This window comes from Stenotrophomonas sp. YJH_SMC_16 (genome assembly GCF_059367875.1).
This window is the reverse complement of sequence record NZ_JCAFRH010000003.1, coordinates 84054-100703: the sequence shown is the minus strand read 5'-3', so window position 1 is coordinate 100703 and position 16650 is coordinate 84054. Positions and strand designations below refer to the sequence as shown.

Sequence of the window (16650 nt, the reverse complement as noted above, 5' to 3'; positions counted from 1 at the left end):
CTTAGTACCCCTCCAGGTCGATCAGGTTTCTTCCATCTGGCGCCTTGAAGAACACGGCGCCCTCCAGCCAATCGCCTCGCTTGATCTTCGAGTTGATGGCATCGACCGTGTAGCCGGTCAGTGCCTCGAACTGCTTGAGCGTGACGAATCGTACCGGCCGCAGGTTCGCGGGGGATCCGGTCCTCGACAATCCTCGTGACGAGGGTCCGTGGTTACTCATGGGGCACCACCACCTGCAGGCTCCAGAGGACCGATGGGCGCTCGTCAGGGCCATGGAAGGGCGCGCGCTGCACACGGCCGGTCTTGGCCAGCTGGTGCAGGTAGCTACTGACCCGGTTTGAAGGCAGGTGCAGCTCGGCGGCCAGCTCGCCCGCCAGGCAGGGCCCCTCCTTCAGAAGCTCCAGGATCCGGATGGACGTGCCGTTGGCGGCGCCTGCGCGGGCTGTGGTGTCATGCACGGCTAGCACCTTCTGCCAGCAGCGAAGTGCCAGAATGGCCTTCAGGTGAAAGGGAGGGGGCGCAATGGGTATGGTCGATGGGTTGAGCCAGTGCTGGTGGCTTAGCAGCACGTGCGAAGTCAACTGGGACGCATGGGCGGCCGTTGGAACGTTTCTGGCTGCCTTCATTGCATTGCGTATCGCTCTTGCGGAGCAGGCGCGGCGTAGGGAGGAGGCGCTGGATCGTGCGCTCGGACTGTCTACTCTCTTGGTTCCTGAAATCGAGAGCTGGCACGTCAGCATTCGTGGCCTTGTGAACCATGTGAGGCTTGGTCATGCGCAGGCAGTACTGGAGAGTTTCGAGCCGGAAGGAGGGGATGTACTTAGGGTCCCTCCTATGCTGCGCAAACACTTGCATCGCATTCATGAGCTGAATGCACCCGCTCGAAATCTGAGCAAGGCAGTGGCGTGCGCAATGTCCGCAAGGCAAATGGAGTCGAAGGTTCGAGCGGCTCTGCGGGCAGACGCAACCGACCGAGGAGAGGTTCTGAATTCTTTCCTGCATCACCTGGAAACTGCGGAAGTTGCGCTCCTGGAAGCCTCGAACGAGATGAACAAACGCATCTTTGCGCCGCCGGCTACGCATTCTTGGTGGTGGAGACTGATGCTCGGCTAGTCGTATTTCGTCTCTCAAGGCCGATCGGGTCATGACGGGGTGAAAGAGACTTGCGCATTCAAGCATGGGCGGCCTCCGCCAGCGGTGCTGGCGCTGCAATGCCTGTCGGTTCAGCCGCGCAGGCAGCATCGTCGTAGGCACGGACCGCGTGGGCGATCGCATACAGGCGCCAGATGAAGTGGAACGTGTACTGCTGCAGGGACGATGCGTATTCCCAGGCATCAGTGATCCGGAAGTCGCTGTAGTCGGGGTCATGGGGCTCGAAGTCCGACATGGCGCTGATCGCGTTGCTCAGGGCGTCGTGGTCTTCCGAGTCGTTCAGAACTTCGCGCTCGAGCTCCTGCCACAGCCTGGCCACCCATTCCGGCGTCGACGAGTCTGGATCCGCCAGGTCGTCTGGGTCCACGCGTTCCTCGACGTATTCCTTGAACAGGCGCGTCACCAGGTCACGGAACAGGCGCGCACTGAATTCCTGCTTCGCGCCGTCGTTGGCCACGCACTTCTCGGCCCAGTAGCCATCGTTCACGAACAGGCCGCCGGCCTTTTCGTGCTCCGCGGGCTTGGCGCGGAAGAACTCGAACATGTCGTGCAGGCGGTTGAAGACTGCGGTGCCCATGTCGCCGGAGATCGCCAGGTGCCCGGGCCAGGTGGCGATGTCGAAGCCGTAGCAATAGGTTCCGGGGCGACGGAACTGCAGGTGCCGGTGCACGCCATCGTCGACCACGATCCGAAGTTCGTGGCTGGCCGTATCGGCGAGGAAGCGGGGGAGGACGTCACTGCGGTTCATGGGGATCTCCGGGCTGTGCGGACGAGGCCTGGGCGGCCTTCAGGGCGGTTTGCCACGCGGGCACCGGGCTGTCGTTGGCGCCGAGCAGCTGCAGCAGGCCGGGCCGGTGGCTCGCGGCGATGCGGCCGCCGGCCCGCAGAACCAGGAGCACCTGCGACTTCTTCGTGACGGGCAGAGGGTGGACGTTGATGACCTTGCCGCTCGCGATCTCTGCCAGGCAGCTGACGTCAGGGCCCGTGGCCATGTCGCAGCCGAAGGTCGGTGTGGGTTCTTTGGCGGTCATCGTCAGCGCCTCTGGCCCGCCGGCAGCGTGGGGAGCTGCTGGGGCTCGGCAACCGCCGCCGTCAGGTTCCCGGTCTCGTGCGCCAACCGGATTGCGTCGAGCTCGACCTTCACCGCGCCGATGTAGGTAGTGGCCACAATGGTCGAGGCCTTGGCGCGCTCGATGACCTGGCCCATCTGTTCGGCACTCAGCTCGTCGTCGCCCAGGCGGCCGAGGACCAGGAGCGCGCACCGGTGGAGAAGCGGCCGAAGTACGGCAACGTGATCACCACGGTGGACGGCATCCGCTTCGATTCCAAGCGCGAGGCGCGCTACTACGAGCGGCTGAAATTGCGGCAGCAGGCGGGCGAGGTGCACTTCTGGCTTCGCCAGGTACCGATGCACCTGCCAGGCGGCACCAAGTACGTCCTGGACTTCCTGGTGTTCCTGCGCGACGGAAGTGTCGACTTCGTGGACGTGAAGGGGCGAGAGACGAAGGAATTCCGCATCAAAAAGCGCGAAGTGGAACACCACTATCCGATCAAGGTGCTACTGGCATGAGCGGCTGGAGATCGAGCGGTAGCGCAGCGGGCACCCGGGTCGACCTCAGCACGGTGTCCACCACCGAGCTACTGCGGGAGATCGAGCGCCGGTGTTCGGTTGGTGGACCGCCCAAGGTTGATCCGCCGGGGAAGGAGCGGCCGTTCGCGACAAAGGCGCTCTGGGCCCAGGACAAGGTCAACCAGGCACGTGCCAGGCTTGCCGAGCTCCGCGCGCTGCCGGTACCGGCCTGCGAGACTGAGCGCGCCGCCCGCGCTGCTCAGGACGCGCAACTGGTCGCCGACGTCGTCAAGTACGACGGCATGGCCAAGGCATTCAAGAGGAAGGGCCAATGAAACCTGCAGAGCTGAAGGCGCGGTTCCCAACCGAAGCTGCGCTGTGCACGTGCCTGATCGACTGCCTGACCGCGACGGAAGGCTGGGAGATCTACCCCGAGACGGCCGGCTTCGACATCCTCGCTGTGTGGAAGGCCACAGGGCACCAGCTCGGCATCGAGGCGAAGCTGCAGCTCAACGCGAAGGTGGCCGATTAGATCCTGCCGGCGCACTGGAGCAACAGCGACCAGCGGGGCCCGGACTTCAGGGCGGTGCTGGTGCCCTGCACGACGGAAGCGAACTACGGCATTGCACGGATGCTCGATGCGCTGGGCGTACAGGTCCTGGTCCCGGACAGCTGCACCGCCCAGTGGAAGACGGAGCCGGGGCAGCAGATTCAGCGCGAGGTGCATCGGCATGGCCTCCACCAGGCCGGCCCATGGGACCGCGCATCCGGCGATCTTCGCGAGTGGGGACCCACAGCATGGTTCGACTGGAACCCCACCAAGCGCTGTGAGCTGCCTGAGTTTGTGCCGAAAGTGGCCGCAGGTGTACCGGCGCCGCTGCAGTTGACGCCCTGGAAGGTCGGCGCGCTTAAGGTGCTGGCAGATCTTGAGCTAGATGGCTTCACGACGGCGAAGGGTGTCCGGGCCCATGGCGTGGACCCGCGCCGCTTCTGTGCGGTCGACGGATGGCTGAAGCAACTGGGCGGCGGGAAATGGGCCCGCGGAACCCTCCCTGCTTTCGAGGACCAGCACCCCGAGGCCTATGCCCAGGTGCTGGCCCAGGCGCGCGCCGCGCGCGCTGCAGAGGATCCAAAGCAGAGCCTGGAAAAGACGCCATGAACGAAACTGCAGTCGCTACCAACGCACTCGCTGCCGCGCGCGAGCTTGAGGTGGCTTTCCTCAAAGGGAAGAAGATCCCGTCCTGCGCCAACTGCAATGGCAAGGCGAGGGTGTGCTGGCCTGGCCGCGAGTCGCAACTCGTGCAGCTTCAATGCAGACACTGTGGGACGCGCGGAGCCATCTTCGACAGCAGCGCGCCAGTCCAATGCGGCCGCTGTGGTGCCGCCCCGACCGGCCTGTTCCCGCGCGGCGCGCAAATTCAGTGCTGCAGCTGTGGGGCATCCTCAGCAGTGTACGTTGGCCAGGATCCTGCCGGTGCTCTGGCGGCGGCGCTGGATGCCTGGTGCCGCCGTGCACCGGTTCTTCCAGCGGCGGCGGACGACAGTGCAGGGCAGCGGCGCCGCGGCGCCGCACCGGATGGATTCGACGACGAAGGTAAGGGCGACGTCCTGGAGCTGCTGTCCAGACTGCTGGTCGGCGGGAGCTACCGCATGCCCGTCGAGGGCCGCAGCACCCTGGCACCGCTGGGCAGCAGCGACATCGCCGGCGCGGTCGGCTACATGCGTAATCCGCTGGAGAAGCACACCGCGCTTGCCGTAGCGACGAGGATGGGCCCCGCCGCGATCGCACGGCTCTCCCTCGCTGCCTACCGTCAGGTAGCCAAGGACGTGCGTGCAATGCGGCCGCGGCCGCTGGACCTCGGCAAGCCCGCCGATCGCTGGCGCCTTCGCTTGGTGATCTATGACGCGGCGCACGAGTTGGTGTGGCCGGAGCGGCGCCAGCCGTTCGCAGGCCTGGCCAAGTCAGCCAAGATGCGCAAGGGCAACTACATCAAGGCCCACAAATGCGCCAGCGCTGTCCTGCAAGAAGCGCTTCATGGAGGCAGGGAGGGATTTCGCAAAGCGCTGTGGTTCGGGCTAGCCGCGCGTGACCGTGCGGACGAGCGGGATCACGCGGGCCGGGCTTGATAACCGGCTTCCCTATTCGCCTTGCTCCAAGGACCGGTACCGCTGGCAGGCTGTACCTCCACGCGCCCGCTGCGCATGTTGAGTCTGCGCGGCCTGAGCCATTGGTGCGTGAGACGTCCCATAACAGGGATCAATGGGTGAGGGTAAGGAACTCGGACATCATCTCCTCGAGCACCTTCATCGATTCGCTCAACTGTCGCCGCAGGACCCGCGCTCTCGCAGATGCAGCGTCCCGCGCTTCTCTCACCCCTGGTTGGCTGAGCGGTCCGGGTTCGGCGATCGTGGCCTTTGCTTCAGAAAGGTCTACCAGCGGCAGATAGATCTCCTTCCAAACGAAATCGTGGACCGGTTTTCCGAAGAGCCAGCGCAGTTCTGCCAGCGCGGTGGACATCTCCAGCTCGACATTCGCACGCCAATCGGCTGGAACCGATCGAATAACCACCGACTTTATCGCGTCGTAGACCTTGAGTCGGCGATCAAAGAGATCGAACTGCAGCTTGCTCCTTGCGGTTCGCCACTGGCGATAGGCGATGAAGCCAACAACGACGGCCACAAGAATCTGGCCGAGCGCCGTGAACAATTTGATCTGCAGATCGGTCATGCCCAGTACGGTCTCAACCATTGCGACTCCCTCCCTGTATTGGCCAGGATTATCACATTCGTTAAGGTTTGTTAGGGGCGCGTCGCGCGCTTCTCACCAAGAATCGGAGCAATTTGATGGCAGGGAACTTCAAGCTGAACGTGTTGTACGCCGTGGATACGGTTGCCTACCGCTACTACCAAGCTCGATATCAATTCGATGCCTACTTGCAGGGAGCGACTGCCGGCGCGGCAAGCACGAGCCACTATGGCGGTCTGGAGCAGGCACTAAAGGAGACGCTTAAGGAAATTGACCAGGCTGGCCGAGAATTCGTCTGGCTGAGCCAGAGCCTGCCGGAAATCGAGAAAGCCTTCGGCAGCAACGCCAAGGTTGCTGCCATTCATTTGCTGGACGTGTTCAATCAACTGCACGAGCCTGTGGCCGGACTCAATGTTGACTGCATCACGTTTGAGCGCGTCACCGCCGATCTTGCAGCTGGCGCGGGCGCAGATGAGCCCGCGCTCAAGTCGTATCTAGATAGGTTGGAACAACGGAGGAAGAAGGATCTCGCAACCATTGACGGCATTGATGGTCCTCAAGGTTCGGTAGGCCAGGTTATGGATGAAGCTGTTCGAAGAGTGAAATCATTGATCTGATGGCTAGATTAGATGGGCGGCTCAGAGCATTCATCTAGCTGACCTCAGTTGTTCCTCATGAGGAAGAAAATTTCCTCATGAGGAACCGCAGTTGCCTCGGGAACCGAAACTAGGTTTGAATTCCTACAGTGGGCGTTCTTATGGGCGCCTCAATTCAAAGGCCGTTGATTGACCAGGACGTGGGAGTCCGCTGGTCGATCAGCGGCCTTCTTGTTTGCGGGGTAGAGCAGTCCGGCAGCTCGCGTGGCTCATAACCACGAGGTCGGTGGTTCGAATCCACCTCCCGCTACCAAACGGCCGGTAGTCATGGCCACCACTCAAGCCAGCACATAGGCCGTCGTGAGACGCGCCGCTGGTGTCCGCGCGACCTTGCAACCGCGGTAGTGGTGACCATGCCGGCCTCCTTTCATTGGGGGAACCGCGGTGAGCATCAAAGAGCAGATCACAACGGACCTGGCGGTCGCAGGTTCGAAGATCGGAGCGGTTGTGAGCGTCACCGCTGCGACCTACTCGCCGGGTTACACCCTCAGCGACTGGGCCCTGATCGGAACGATCATCTTCACCACCGTCCAGACCTTCACCGTCATGGTGAAGAACTGGGGTGACTGGTCGGCCTGGTGGACCGCGCGCATGGGTACCGCAAGGCGATTCTGGGCGTGGATCCGCCGCCGTGGCTGACACCAAGCTCAGCACCAAGCAGCGCGTCGGCTTCGCTGCCGCACCGCTGGCGCTGATCGGCGCGCTGGTCGCCACCCTGGGCACGAACGATTCCGCCCACGAAGGGCGCCGCTACGTGCCGTATTACGACTCTGCCGGCATCCTGACTGTCTGCGCCGGCATCACGGGCCCACCCATTTCGACTACAGCAACGCCAACCGCGCCCGCTTCATGCAGAGCGGCACCGCCAAGGTCCTGCTGATGTTCCGGCAGTACAGCCTGAACATGACCTGGGCGCTCGGGCGGATGGTCTGGCAGGCCACCAAGGGGCAGGACCCGCAGGTGAGGCAGATTGCCCGGCGCAACTTGACCGGCCTGCTGGGCATGAGCGCGCTGTTCTCCGGCGCCATGGGGCTGCCGATGATGGGCATGATCATGGGCGCACTGAACGGCATCCAGGCCACCTTCGGGGATGACGACGAGCCTTGGGATGCAGAGACCGAGCTCCGGGCCTTCCTCACCGGCATGCTGGGGCAGAGCGGGGCGGATCTGCTGCTGCACGGCCCGGCCGACAAGCTGACCGGCGCGAACATTTCCGGCCGTGTGGGCCTGGACAGCCTGTGGATCCGGGACGCCGATCGCGAGCTCGATGGCCGGGGTATGTTCAACAACCTGCTCGAGCAGGCCGCGGGGCCGATGGGTGGTGTGCTGAAGAACGTGCTCGTGGGTAAGCAGCAGGTCGACGAGGGGCACATCATGCGGGGCGTCGAGACCATGTTGCCGAAGGGGCTGAAGGACATGATCAAGGCCGGTCGCTACGCAACGCAGGGAGTGAACACCCTGCGCGGCGATCCCGTCGTGGAGGATCTGTCTCCCTGGGAGATCCTGCTGCAGGCCAACGGCTTCGCGCCGGAGAAGGTCTCCAGGCAGTACGAGACCACCCGCGCGCTGAAGAACTACGAGCAGCACATCCTCGACCGCCGCAAGTCGCTGGTGAACGCCTTCGCCATGGCCCTGCGCAACGGCAACGCCAGCGATCGGGCTTCGGTCCTCAGCAAGATCGGCGCCTTCAACAAGGCCAATCCGGAGCTGGCCATCACCTCCAGCGGCCTGCAGCAGTCCATCAAGAACCGGGCCCGCTACAGCGCCAGGGCCGAGGCTGGCATCGTGCTCAACCCCAAGCTGGCCGCGCGGCTGAACAAAGCAGTGACGGAGTAATTGCAGGAACGCTGTTCCCCCATCGGATCTGACCGGATGAAAGCAATGTGAAGACGCCGGCGCTGGTGCCGGCGTTACCGATACAGGGGTCAGTAACCGATGGACAAGAAGGACTCGCTGGTAGTGGCCATTGGAGAAGGAAAGCAGGAGAACGGCCAGCCTATGGACTGTGGTGCTGGTTTTCTTTCCCCTGCAACAGGCTTGGAGGTAGGGCCCAAGGCATCCAGAGGGCGGCACTCTCGCCGCCAGACGCTGGAGATGGGCATGGAAGATGAGCGCCACAAGGCTCAGGTGGTCTCGATGGAGGCCTTCAAGGCAGGCCGGGCAGGGCAGATCCCCCCGGAGCTGCTGGAGATGTATGACCAGCTGACCCGCGACCAGCACGCGCTGGTGCGAACCTCGATCGTGCTCCTGGCAGCCCTGCGGAGACGATTGGGCCTGCCGGACCTGTAAGGTCCACGGGGCCGCCACGGCGGCCCCCTTCAGCGCCCCAGGGCACTCACGGCGCCATAAGGCCGGCGTGCTGTAATCCGGCCATGTGCTACTCCGCCCAGATCACCGCCGCCTATCAGAAGCTGGTCCGCATGACTGGCGCCACGATCTCCCTGCAGGAGTTCGCTGCTCTCTACGCCAATGACCAGGGGAAGAAGCGGCCGAAGACGCCGAAGGCGATGGATGATGCGTTCCGCGCCGGCGCGAGCCCGGCTGAGCTGGCCGTGTGGGCTGAGATCGAACAGTGGAACCGCACCGAGACCGCCGTCCTGGAGCAGGAGCTGTTCGCGAACCGGAAGCGCCTCGCCGACGCGGAGCGCGCGCTGCAGGTGAAGGAAACGAAGAAGGCCCGGGAAGACGTGCGGATTGCCGGCAACAAGATCGATCGCGCCCTGGCTAAGCTCGGCGACCTCAAGCGCTCCGAGTCGAAGGACCGTGACAGCCGGATCTTCCCCGGGGTCTACGCCCCCGTGATCATTTCCGAGGGCGGTAAGCTGGTCATCAAGCCCATGCGCTACCAGTGCCGCCTGGCCGGGAAGCCGGCCAACTACGACCAGCGCTTCCCGGGCACCTACAACGCGCGCCGGGATAGCCTGGAGAAATTCTGGGCGCCTGCATTCGGCCACACCCACGGGCTCATGGTGGTGGAGACGTTCTACGAGAACGTGGAAGGCCCGGACGGCAAGAACCAGGTGGTGCAGTTCACGCCGCGCACGGGCGAACCGATGCTGGTGGCCTGCCTGTGGTCGCACTGGACGGACCCCGCAGGGAAAGAGCCCGACCTGCTGTCCTTCGCCGCGATTACCGATGACCCCGAGCCGGAAGTCGCTGCGGCCGGCCATGATCGGACGATCATCAACATCAAGCCCGAGCACGTCGATGCCTGGCTCAATCCGGACCCGGCTGACCTGGCCGCGATGTATCGGATCTTCGACGACAAACGGCACCCCTTCTACGAGCACCAGCTCGCTGCATAAGAGGGGAGCGGCCGCGGCGTGGCAATAGAGTGCTCACAATCGCATCTGCTGCGACCGCCATTCGTATCCTGCCGGCCATGCCGCTTCCCGACTCCTTCTACCGGACCACACGCTCTGCCAGCTGGCCAAACGACCCGCTGACTGTGATCGCCTGCCAGGGGATCTGGGTTGTCTCCATGACCCAGCGTGTCGATGACGGGACCTGGGTGGCACACCTCGATCGACATAGGAATGATCCTGGCGGACCATCCCGGCGCTGCAGCAGCTACGACCAGGGCCGGGTCGGCGCCGAGCTCTGGGTCACAAGGCACCAAGCTCGATTGTGGGAGGACGTGGCCAAGATCACCGCCTGGCGGGAGGCTGTGCGGGCAAACAGGCTGGCCAAGGCAAACACGGAGCCACAGTTCGGTTGGATGGGGTGAGGCGCGGCTGCTCTGACGGTTTGCAGAAACCCCCGATTTGATCAATTCGTCAAATCGTTCAGGCAGGATAAGCACTCTCCATGGAAGAAGGGTGCCACATGCCTGTCGAAATTCTGATCGCTCCGGCTTCTCCCGCCGCAGAGTCGGCAAGTAACTTCTGGAAGTACGGCTTGCCGGTCGTATCGCTGGTCGCAGGCATCTTGTTGAAATGGCTCTTGGATTTGGCACTCGAGCGCCGACGCGATTCGGCACAAGAGGCAAAGCGGTTGGTAGAGCGCCGCGATGCGCTCAAGGCGAGGCGGGTAGAGGCAGAGCGTGCAAATCTAATCGCGCTGCTACCGCTTGTCGTGTCGTTGCTGAGGGCGGGTCGTCGACTGCGCGCGGAGCGCACTAAAAAGTGGCGAGACGCCGAGTCCTACTGGTATGAGATTGAGGTTGACCCGGAAGTCAGGGCGGATCCTGCTCGAATAGCATCGGACATCGTACCCATCCGAGCGCGGCTGCACTCAGAAAAAGTCAGGGCTCAGTTCGACCAGTTCGTCGAATCCCTCTGGCACGCACTCGGTGCCGAGACCGCGAGTGAGGCCTCTTCACGGTGGGTTGAAGTTGAGACGACCTACAAGTTCGTAGCGGAGGCCGCCGGCGATGAGATTCGAAGGCTGGAAGATGAGGAACTCCAGATGGGGGATCCGCCGGCGCGCTGACCGCGGTGATGGTCAACATCGAAAGTTGACCAAGAAGTTGACCAAACGCTGCCAATCGATGCCCATTTCTGCCCATGCGGCAGTCATGAACAAAAAAGCCCATCAAGCTAAGGCATTGATGGGCTTCATTATTTCTGCTTCCTGGAAACTGGCGCCGATGACGGCGCGGGGACAATGCCCCCCCGGTTTCTTCAAGTGCTGCAAGGCTTTGCGGCCAATGCCGTCATAAACGCTGACACTGACCCTGCCCAACGAAACGGATCTTACGGCAATCTTCCTGAACAGTCACGCGCGGTCAGGGCTGACGCTGAAATCGTTCAGCCGCCGCTGCTGTCCAGAGGCAGGCAGCGGGGCAGAGGCCGGCATGACAGCCGGCCCCTGTTTTCCAACGTCGTGATGTCGCATCCCTGCTAGGGGCGCCCCATTCCATTGCAGGCGTCCGGGTTGTTCAGTCCGGTCGAACTACTTGCAAGAGCGAATCGTGTCTGGATCGCCTCACGCCAACTCCTATCCAGTGGGTAGAACCAGTGCGCCCGTAATGTCGCGTCATTGGGCCCTTGATCCTGGCTGGAATCACCTGCGCTTCCGTAGTGATTGAAAAGGAATGAACGAATGGCGCTTGCAACACGCTTGTGGGCGGACTAACGGCACCGATCGTTGCGGGGATGCTCACATATTTGGGCGAGAACCCAATCACGCGGGCCACTTTCGTGGCATCGTCCGGGTTGACCATCAGTCTGGGCCAGTGTATCCAATGCGGCCATTACCAGAATTGACGGTATCAAGCAGCGAGGTGTCTCCCGTTGCCACGGCAGGGAGAAAGTTTGAGGGCGCCGTGTTGTTTGAGAACAAGCCGGCGAAGCTCGTCTGGATCGAGAAGCCCGGCGCCGATCCACTCCAGTTGCTTTGCTGTTTGAGACTAGTCCCGAACAAATCAACCGACTTGCATGCCGCAGACAGAAAACGCGTGAGAACTTCAGTGCTACCGCTGCTCTCCGAGCGTTAAACCACAGTGATCGGGCCACTCTGACCCGACGACAAACCCGATGATAGTTGAGACCAGTCCGCTATCTTGCTTGAGAAGACACCACAGATATCGTTGATGGACAGGTCAAGCTTCGCGCCGGGCTTGTTGAAGGGGATCACGACTGGTGCGAGCGCCGTGGGAATCTGGATGAGCGCTCCATATTTTTGGTTGGTTGTGGGTACGTTGTAGGCGTTGGTGTAGTCGGACAACTCGGTCGCCGTAAGAACGGAATCGCCTGCCGCAAAATGTACTGTGCCGATGTTCCCGAAGAGACTGGGATCATTGCTGAGAAACGCTTTCTTCTCTTTGCCGGAGCCCGTTACGGCGTAGCTGAAGCTGTTTGGAAGAATGCTGTCTGCTGATCCCTTGTAGAGGTTTGCCGGCACCGAGGCGCCGCCGCCTTGCACTGGGGGCTGGGCGTAAGCCAAGTGGAACGGACTGGACAACGAGATAACGAGCAAAGCGGTCCTGATCGATTTCACGTTTACCTCTTGGCGGGCTGCTTTTGCAGAGGGGCGTCAAGGGAGGTTGCACAACGGTTGCTCGAACCCTCCAAGCCCCCCTATCCCTGAAGGACGATTCGATGTTCGATTGAATCAATGACATGCCGCTTAGAAATCCTGTGGAAGATCAAACGGTCATCCTTCTGTGAAGCCATCACGCTGAGAACCGGTGGCCATTGGAGGAGAAGGGCCAGTCCATGGATGGTGGTGCTGCTTTTCTTTTCCCTGCAACAGGCTTGGAGGCGGGTCCAAGGCATGCAGAGGGCGGCACTCTCGCCGCCAGACGCTGGAGAAGGACATGGAAGATGAGCGCCATAAGGCTCAGGTGGTCTCGATGGAGGCCTTCAAGGCAGCCCGGATGGGAAAGATCCCACCGGAGCTGCTGGATATGTATGACGAGCTGACGCGGGATCAGGATGCGTTGTCGCAGATCTCGATCATTCTAGTGGCGGCGCTGCGGAGACGATTGGGCCTGCCGGACCTGTAAGGTCCAAGGGGCCGCCGCGGCGGCCCCTTCAGGAACTGGCGCCGCTGGAAGCGGCATGATTCAGCTATGGCCAGGCATACGCCAATGGCAGTTCATCGGCGACGCTGGACAGCACAAGCCCTGCTGACCCGGAGACAGGTCATAGTCCTCGCGCCGCCATCAGTCGCGTCTCATGCTCGTGCTCTTGAGTACGCAGATCGCTCTGTGCACGCGATTCAGAGGCCACCTCCAATCTGGAGAAACTGTCCTCGATCGGTGTATTCAACGCCGTCTGATAGTCGAAACCCGCCCGTAGATGCCCCGGGGAGTCGAGTGCCCCCTGCACGACAAAAGCTTGGCCACGATTTCCGACCACAAGGTGATCCACCTGACTCAACCCAGCCCGCTGGGCTGCGATGGTTCCGGCCATCGCCAAACGCTCAACTGCCTGATCCGGCAATCCACCCTGGGTGCATGCCAGTCTTTCTGCCGCTTGGAAATTCTGCTTGTAGATGGCATTTGCCTCGTGGTCCGAATGGCGCGGATCGAGGGTGGCGGTGCGGCCAGCCGGTGAAAGGGGGGCCGGAGCCTGCTGCTGCGATTGAACCGGCGCATTGAGCAGCGTGCCGTCTGAGCGCGTGAGTTGCGCATTGATCGGGTGGACAGGCCCACGCGGGTCACCGTCCTGCGCCACACGCTGTAGATGCTTGCCGAACTGATCGGCATTACCCTGCAGGCTACGGGCTATCCCGATTGCGAACTCAAGACCATCGCGCTGCGGCTGGTCGCCATAGCCAGCGCGAGCGATACCTGCCAATGGATCGAGATGTCCGAGGGGGCGCTCGACCATCTTCTGGGTTCGCTGCATGAATTCCTGCATCTGCGCTTCGCTGAAGCTGACCGAGACTTTTTCACCGGGACGGATCTGTCCCGGGCCCTCGGTCGATCCAGTTAAAGCCAGGTTCAACCCGGTGGCGATGTTGCGCTCCTCAACGGCTTCGTTTCGGCCACCAACCACCTTGTCCATAAAGCCGGGGGTCGGCACATCCGTGTCGACAAGGAACTGATACCTGCGCGCATCCACGTCCTCGCGGAGCGTTTCTCCGTCACGGATGAAGGCGCGCACAATCGTCAGCTTCACGTTGTCGTCATAGCTCAATTGCTGGGTGACTGTGACCTTGCCGTCGGGAGCCGTGCTCTGGATCGCCGTGCCAGTATTGCGGCGCCCCGCGATATCGGCACTCACCAGGTCATTGACCAGTCCCACTTGCAGCCGCTGCTGGGAGCTGTAGTCCAACCGCTCCAGCTGAGCCACGTTGCTCACGCCCGGCGTCTGATCGGCCACCTGGCCTGTTGCGAGCATTCGGATGTAGGCCGCACGCGCATCCGGGTCGCGCAGGTCAAAGTCGGCGGTCTGCAGTTTGGACTGTCCAAGCGCATCCTGGCGACCGGCCATCACGCGCGCAATGCCTAGATCGACGCCCACGCCCTGCAGGGATTCGATCGCCTTGTTGGGCCCCGTAACGACCCGGACATGGTGTTCGTCCAAACGGCTGATCGCGACACCGACCCCCTCCGCTTCAGTGAGCTGGTTCACCGTTGCGATGTGGCGGAACGCAACTTTCAACTCACTCTGCTGGAATTGCTGGCTATCCAGCAACACCCGGCCACCAATCGGCAGCGTGGTCGGGTCGAAGGGGTTCACTCTGGCAGCTTGCTCAGCCGTTGCAGGAGTGGATTTTCCGGTTTCAGATGCGGTGGTGTCAGGCAGGGAGACGCGATAGCGCACACGGGCACCCACCTGCGATCCGGCTTCAAGCTCGATACCAGCCAGACGCTCTTTGCCTTTGACTTCGGCGCGTGCGCCAACTGCAACCGACGCCTCAAGGCTGAACTGGGTGATGCGTTCGCGCTCGATACGGTTCTCGCCTGCCGTACCCGTTACCTCTGTCACCTTCTTCAACGTGGCGCCTGCAAGAGCCACCTCTGCCTGAGTCTTCTCGATACTACGTCCGGCAACCTTTACCGCGCCGTCTGCGGTCCGGGTAATCGAAGCGCGGTCACCCGGCAGTTTTGCACTGTGCTCAGTGCTAGAGCCGGAGTAGGTGGGGTCAATCGAATCGTCTGGATTGGAGGCCGTCGCAGTCATGCGAACTTCCTATGAAGAGGCGAGCCAGCCCAGAGTATAGACACCCTTCGGTTGATGGGGGGCGGGACGGTTGGCCGTGGCCGTTCTGCCTGACCCCAGCAGCAAAATATTGGGGTTAATAGCATCCAGACTCTCGATCTGCAGCCAATGGAAGGACGCCATGTCGCTTGAAGTCGCCGTAACCGATGATCCCAGCGACGAGGCGCTGGACCTAATTGGCAGTGGCCTGGACCAGTTCAATCTGAACGCAGCGGGTTACGCCGATCGGCGCACACTCGCGGTGCTGGTCACCGATCCGGCCAGTGGCGAGGTGGTGGGGGGGCTTACCGGGCGAACTTCACTGGGCCTGTGGTTCGTGGATCTGTTCCATCTGCCAGCGGCCTATCGCGGCAACGGGCTGGGATCGCGCGTGCTGAAGGCCGCAGAGGATGAAGCACGGCGTCGTGGTTGCCGTTCCGGCGTGCTGTACACCCTCAGCTTCCAGGCGCCCGACTTCTATGTGAAGCATGGATGGGTCGTGTTCGGCCGGGTGCCATGCGATCCGGTCGGCACATGCAGGGTGTTCCTCAGCAAGGACCTGTCAGTGGGGTGAGTGCTGCGGGCGAGCCGCGCGTCCTGTCAATCCGCAACTTGTTGTAGAGCGTCTGTCATAGCGGATTGCTAACTTCGTGGGCACGAATTTGCGACACACTGGCGACGACCATCCAGGCCAGGACAGACACGGAGACGGTGGGTGACCGATGCAAGCCAACAACGCAGCCTGCGGCAGCTGATCGGACCGGTCGGTGCCGATTACCAGCGACGCGCGTTGCCGCCGGGCTGGGTATGGGCGGTGCTGGCGGTGCTGCTGGCGGCCACCTGGGTGACCGAGTTGCCGGCCACGGCCGCTGCGGCACTGGTCGCCAGCGCGGTGGTGGTGCACTGGTCGCAGCGTGGTCGCATCCATTGGCTGGGGTGGCGCCTGCCGGGCCTGGCGGTGCTGGCGGCCTTGTTGTGGGGGCCGGAAGTGCTGTCGCAGTGGTTCGAGCACGGGTTGGCCGTGGTGCTGATGTCGCTGGCCAGCCTGAGCATTGGTGTGCACGTGTGGCAGTCGCGACAGATGGCCCGCCGGCTGCAGGGTGCGGCCGACGCGCTGGACGATGCGCAGCTGCTGGCGCTGCTGCCGGCCGATGCCGCACAGCTGGCCCAGCAGTGGCGCTCGGGCGATGATCGTTACGCGCCGGAGCTGGCAGTGGTGATGCATCTGGCGGTGATGCACGCGGCACTGGCGCCGCGGGTGCGCAGGCAGGGCATGCTGGCGGGGTGACCAGCGTCTTGTAGAGCTGAGCCTGCGCTCGGCTGCTCTTCTTGCCGAAGCCGAGCGTGGCTCGGCTTTACAGACAGCCAAAGCAGTCGAGCATGGCTCGACTCTACAGGGTGATGCGCAACCGCCTTACGCGTCGCGGTTGCCGCGACGCATGACACGCTGCTTCTCGATCGCCCAGTCGCGGTCCTTGGCGGCATCGCGCTTGTCGTGGGTCTGCTTGCCCTTGGCCAGCGCGACTTCGAGCTTGATCTTGTTCTTGCTCCAGTACATCGCGGTGGGCACGATCGTGTAGCCATCGCGCTCGACCTTGCCAACCAGCTTGTCGATCTCGCTCCGGTGCAGCAGCAGCTTGCGATCGCGCCGGTCGTTGGCCACGACATGGGTCGAGGCCTGGATCAACGGCGTGATCTGCGCGCCGATCAGGAAGATCTCACCATCCTTCACGTAGGCGTAGGCGTCGACGATGTTGCCGCGGCCAGCACGGATCGATTTCACCTCCCAGCCCTGCAGGGCCAGGCCGGCTTCGAAGCGATCTTCGATGTGGTACTCGTGGCGGGCACGCTTGTTCAACGCGATGGTTTTGTTGGCCGTCGCGCTCTTTGCTTTATCCTTGCCGCTGTTCTTGCTCATTTCCGTATTGTCTC

24 protein-coding genes and 1 tRNA gene are annotated in these 16650 nt (G+C 62.6%); 17 read left to right on the top strand and 8 right to left on the bottom strand.

Annotated elements, in window-relative coordinates; translation table 11 throughout:
- Position 1: 1 nt before the first annotated feature.
- Together AC5P6E_RS08025 and AC5P6E_RS08020 are read right to left on the bottom strand one after the other, a co-directional pair.
- Positions 2–220, bottom strand: coding sequence for an excisionase (locus AC5P6E_RS08025; RefSeq protein ID WP_495230830.1), 219 nt, complete (start codon positions 218–220; stop codon positions 2–4).
- Positions 213–458, bottom strand: a complete 246-nt coding sequence (locus tag AC5P6E_RS08020; protein ID WP_495230829.1) for an ArsR family transcriptional regulator — start codon at positions 456–458, stop codon at positions 213–215. The genes AC5P6E_RS08025 and AC5P6E_RS08020 overlap by 8 nt, the downstream gene beginning before the upstream one ends.
- 64 nt (positions 459–522) lie before the next feature.
- Between AC5P6E_RS08020 and AC5P6E_RS08015 the strand changes: the two genes are divergently transcribed.
- Positions 523–1113, top strand: a complete 591-nt coding sequence (locus AC5P6E_RS08015) for a hypothetical protein (RefSeq protein ID WP_414609677.1) — start codon at positions 523–525, stop codon at positions 1111–1113.
- Between the two features lie 58 nt (positions 1114–1171).
- Here AC5P6E_RS08015 and AC5P6E_RS08010 read toward each other — a convergent pair whose 3' ends face one another.
- Together AC5P6E_RS08010 and AC5P6E_RS08005 are read right to left on the bottom strand one after the other, a co-directional pair.
- Positions 1172–1900 (bottom strand): hypothetical protein, encoded by a 729-nt coding sequence (locus tag AC5P6E_RS08010; RefSeq protein WP_495230828.1) that lies wholly within the window; start codon positions 1898–1900, stop codon positions 1172–1174.
- Complete coding sequence (locus AC5P6E_RS08005) at positions 1887–2183, bottom strand: hypothetical protein (protein ID WP_495230827.1); 297 nt, start codon at positions 2181–2183, stop codon at positions 1887–1889. Before AC5P6E_RS08005 ends, AC5P6E_RS08010 begins: the two co-directional genes overlap by 14 nt.
- A gap of 77 nt (positions 2184–2260) precedes the next feature.
- Between AC5P6E_RS08005 and AC5P6E_RS08000 the strand changes: the two genes are divergently transcribed.
- The 5 genes from AC5P6E_RS08000 to AC5P6E_RS07980 are packed head-to-tail and all read left to right on the top strand — an operon-like array spanning position 2261 to position 4849.
- Positions 2261–2722 carry a DUF1064 domain-containing protein gene (locus tag AC5P6E_RS08000; RefSeq protein WP_495230826.1) on the top strand — a complete coding sequence of 154 codons (462 nt, stop codon included), beginning with the start codon at positions 2261–2263 and terminating at the stop codon, positions 2720–2722.
- Positions 2719–3057, top strand: a complete 339-nt coding sequence (locus tag AC5P6E_RS07995) for a hypothetical protein (RefSeq protein ID WP_495230825.1) — start codon at positions 2719–2721, stop codon at positions 3055–3057. The genes AC5P6E_RS08000 and AC5P6E_RS07995 overlap by 4 nt, the downstream gene beginning before the upstream one ends.
- Entirely contained in the window at positions 3054–3254 is a 201-nt protein-coding gene (locus AC5P6E_RS07990) for a hypothetical protein (protein WP_495230824.1), read from the top strand. The genes AC5P6E_RS07995 and AC5P6E_RS07990 overlap by 4 nt, the downstream gene beginning before the upstream one ends.
- 54 nt (positions 3255–3308) lie before the next feature.
- On the top strand, positions 3309–3881 hold the full coding sequence (locus AC5P6E_RS07985) for a hypothetical protein (RefSeq protein ID WP_495230823.1): 573 nt from the start codon (positions 3309–3311) through the stop codon (positions 3879–3881).
- The gene (locus AC5P6E_RS07980; RefSeq protein ID WP_495230822.1) at positions 3878–4849 is read left to right on the top strand and encodes a hypothetical protein; all 972 of its coding nucleotides are present in this window, start codon (positions 3878–3880) and stop codon (positions 4847–4849) included. Before AC5P6E_RS07985 ends, AC5P6E_RS07980 begins: the two co-directional genes overlap by 4 nt.
- Positions 4850–4979: 130 nt before the next feature.
- Here AC5P6E_RS07980 and AC5P6E_RS07975 read toward each other — a convergent pair whose 3' ends face one another.
- Positions 4980–5471, bottom strand: a complete 492-nt coding sequence (locus AC5P6E_RS07975) for a hypothetical protein (protein WP_495230821.1) — start codon at positions 5469–5471, stop codon at positions 4980–4982.
- A 95-nt stretch (positions 5472–5566) separates the two neighbouring features.
- Here AC5P6E_RS07975 and AC5P6E_RS07970 point away from each other — a divergent pair, with 95 nt between their 5' ends.
- The 8 genes from AC5P6E_RS07970 (at position 5567) to AC5P6E_RS07935 (ending at position 10555) form a co-directional block, all read left to right on the top strand.
- Positions 5567–6085 carry a hypothetical protein gene (locus AC5P6E_RS07970; RefSeq protein WP_495230820.1) on the top strand — a complete coding sequence of 173 codons (519 nt, stop codon included), beginning with the start codon at positions 5567–5569 and terminating at the stop codon, positions 6083–6085.
- 215 nt (positions 6086–6300) lie between these two features.
- A tRNA-Met gene (locus AC5P6E_RS07965) sits at positions 6301–6377 on the top strand.
- Between the two features lie 194 nt (positions 6378–6571).
- Positions 6572–6763, top strand: a complete 192-nt coding sequence (locus AC5P6E_RS07960; protein ID WP_235319597.1) for a hypothetical protein — start codon at positions 6572–6574, stop codon at positions 6761–6763.
- On the top strand, positions 6756–7004 hold the full coding sequence (locus AC5P6E_RS07955; RefSeq protein WP_495230819.1) for a lysozyme family protein: 249 nt from the start codon (positions 6756–6758) through the stop codon (positions 7002–7004). The genes AC5P6E_RS07960 and AC5P6E_RS07955 overlap by 8 nt, the downstream gene beginning before the upstream one ends.
- Positions 6974–7960 (top strand): PLxRFG domain-containing protein, encoded by a 987-nt coding sequence (locus tag AC5P6E_RS07950; RefSeq protein WP_495230818.1) that lies wholly within the window; start codon positions 6974–6976, stop codon positions 7958–7960. Before AC5P6E_RS07955 ends, AC5P6E_RS07950 begins: the two co-directional genes overlap by 31 nt.
- 264 nt (positions 7961–8224) lie before the next feature.
- Positions 8225–8413, top strand: coding sequence for a hypothetical protein (locus tag AC5P6E_RS07945; RefSeq protein ID WP_495230817.1), 189 nt, complete (start codon positions 8225–8227; stop codon positions 8411–8413).
- Between the two features lie 83 nt (positions 8414–8496).
- Positions 8497–9429 (top strand): SOS response-associated peptidase family protein, encoded by a 933-nt coding sequence (locus tag AC5P6E_RS07940; RefSeq protein ID WP_495230816.1) that lies wholly within the window; start codon positions 8497–8499, stop codon positions 9427–9429.
- 520 nt (positions 9430–9949) lie between these two features.
- Positions 9950–10555, top strand: coding sequence for a hypothetical protein (locus AC5P6E_RS07935; protein WP_495230815.1), 606 nt, complete (start codon positions 9950–9952; stop codon positions 10553–10555).
- Positions 10556–11557: 1002 nt separating this feature from the next.
- On the opposite strand, the gene AC5P6E_RS07930 is transcribed toward AC5P6E_RS07935, so the two are convergent.
- Entirely contained in the window at positions 11558–12064 is a 507-nt protein-coding gene (locus AC5P6E_RS07930) for a substrate-binding domain-containing protein (RefSeq protein WP_495230814.1), read from the bottom strand.
- Between the two features lie 319 nt (positions 12065–12383).
- Here AC5P6E_RS07930 and AC5P6E_RS07925 point away from each other — a divergent pair, with 319 nt between their 5' ends.
- The gene (locus tag AC5P6E_RS07925; RefSeq protein WP_043399306.1) at positions 12384–12572 is read left to right on the top strand and encodes a hypothetical protein; all 189 of its coding nucleotides are present in this window, start codon (positions 12384–12386) and stop codon (positions 12570–12572) included.
- 139 nt (positions 12573–12711) lie between these two features.
- Here AC5P6E_RS07925 and AC5P6E_RS07920 read toward each other — a convergent pair whose 3' ends face one another.
- Entirely contained in the window at positions 12712–14700 is a 1989-nt protein-coding gene (locus AC5P6E_RS07920) for an XVIPCD domain-containing protein (protein WP_495230813.1), read from the bottom strand.
- 160 nt (positions 14701–14860) lie between these two features.
- Here AC5P6E_RS07920 and AC5P6E_RS07915 point away from each other — a divergent pair, with 160 nt between their 5' ends.
- Positions 14861–15292, top strand: a complete 432-nt coding sequence (locus tag AC5P6E_RS07915; protein WP_100448345.1) for a GNAT family N-acetyltransferase — start codon at positions 14861–14863, stop codon at positions 15290–15292.
- Between the two features lie 141 nt (positions 15293–15433).
- Positions 15434–16006, top strand: coding sequence for a hypothetical protein (locus AC5P6E_RS07910; RefSeq protein ID WP_010484444.1), 573 nt, complete (start codon positions 15434–15436; stop codon positions 16004–16006).
- 126 nt (positions 16007–16132) lie between these two features.
- Here the strand turns inward: AC5P6E_RS07910 and smpB are convergent, their stop codons facing one another.
- Positions 16133–16636 (bottom strand): SsrA-binding protein SmpB, encoded by a 504-nt coding sequence (smpB, locus tag AC5P6E_RS07905; protein ID WP_010484447.1) that lies wholly within the window; start codon positions 16634–16636, stop codon positions 16133–16135.
- Positions 16637–16650: the final 14 nt, after the last annotated feature.

What these genes read in the sequence shown, in the direction of transcription:
- smpB (WP_010484447.1), bottom strand. Translation starts at nt 16,636, where the DNA reads ATGAGCAAGAACAGCGGCAAGGATAAAGCAAAGAGCGCGACGGCCAAC.
- AC5P6E_RS08025 (WP_495230830.1), bottom strand. Translation starts at nt 220, where the DNA reads ATGAGTAACCACGGACCCTCGTCACGAGGATTGTCGAGGACCGGATCC.
- AC5P6E_RS07940 (WP_495230816.1), top strand. Translation starts at nt 8,497, where the DNA reads ATGTGCTACTCCGCCCAGATCACCGCCGCCTATCAGAAGCTGGTCCGC.
- AC5P6E_RS07975 (WP_495230821.1), bottom strand. Translation starts at nt 5,471, where the DNA reads ATGGTTGAGACCGTACTGGGCATGACCGATCTGCAGATCAAATTGTTC.
- AC5P6E_RS07925 (WP_043399306.1), top strand. Translation starts at nt 12,384, where the DNA reads ATGGAAGATGAGCGCCATAAGGCTCAGGTGGTCTCGATGGAGGCCTTC.
- AC5P6E_RS07920 (WP_495230813.1), bottom strand. Translation starts at nt 14,700, where the DNA reads ATGACTGCGACGGCCTCCAATCCAGACGATTCGATTGACCCCACCTAC.
- AC5P6E_RS07970 (WP_495230820.1), top strand. Translation starts at nt 5,567, where the DNA reads ATGGCAGGGAACTTCAAGCTGAACGTGTTGTACGCCGTGGATACGGTT.
- AC5P6E_RS08010 (WP_495230828.1), bottom strand. Translation starts at nt 1,900, where the DNA reads ATGAACCGCAGTGACGTCCTCCCCCGCTTCCTCGCCGATACGGCCAGC.
- AC5P6E_RS07935 (WP_495230815.1), top strand. Translation starts at nt 9,950, where the DNA reads ATGCCTGTCGAAATTCTGATCGCTCCGGCTTCTCCCGCCGCAGAGTCG.
- AC5P6E_RS07995 (WP_495230825.1), top strand. Translation starts at nt 2,719, where the DNA reads ATGAGCGGCTGGAGATCGAGCGGTAGCGCAGCGGGCACCCGGGTCGAC.
- AC5P6E_RS07990 (WP_495230824.1), top strand. Translation starts at nt 3,054, where the DNA reads ATGAAACCTGCAGAGCTGAAGGCGCGGTTCCCAACCGAAGCTGCGCTG.
- AC5P6E_RS08015 (WP_414609677.1), top strand. Translation starts at nt 523, where the DNA reads ATGGGTATGGTCGATGGGTTGAGCCAGTGCTGGTGGCTTAGCAGCACG.
- AC5P6E_RS07980 (WP_495230822.1), top strand. Translation starts at nt 3,878, where the DNA reads ATGAACGAAACTGCAGTCGCTACCAACGCACTCGCTGCCGCGCGCGAG.
- AC5P6E_RS07950 (WP_495230818.1), top strand. Translation starts at nt 6,974, where the DNA reads ATGCAGAGCGGCACCGCCAAGGTCCTGCTGATGTTCCGGCAGTACAGC.
- AC5P6E_RS08005 (WP_495230827.1), bottom strand. Translation starts at nt 2,183, where the DNA reads ATGACCGCCAAAGAACCCACACCGACCTTCGGCTGCGACATGGCCACG.
- AC5P6E_RS07915 (WP_100448345.1), top strand. Translation starts at nt 14,861, where the DNA reads ATGTCGCTTGAAGTCGCCGTAACCGATGATCCCAGCGACGAGGCGCTG.
- AC5P6E_RS07945 (WP_495230817.1), top strand. Translation starts at nt 8,225, where the DNA reads ATGGAAGATGAGCGCCACAAGGCTCAGGTGGTCTCGATGGAGGCCTTC.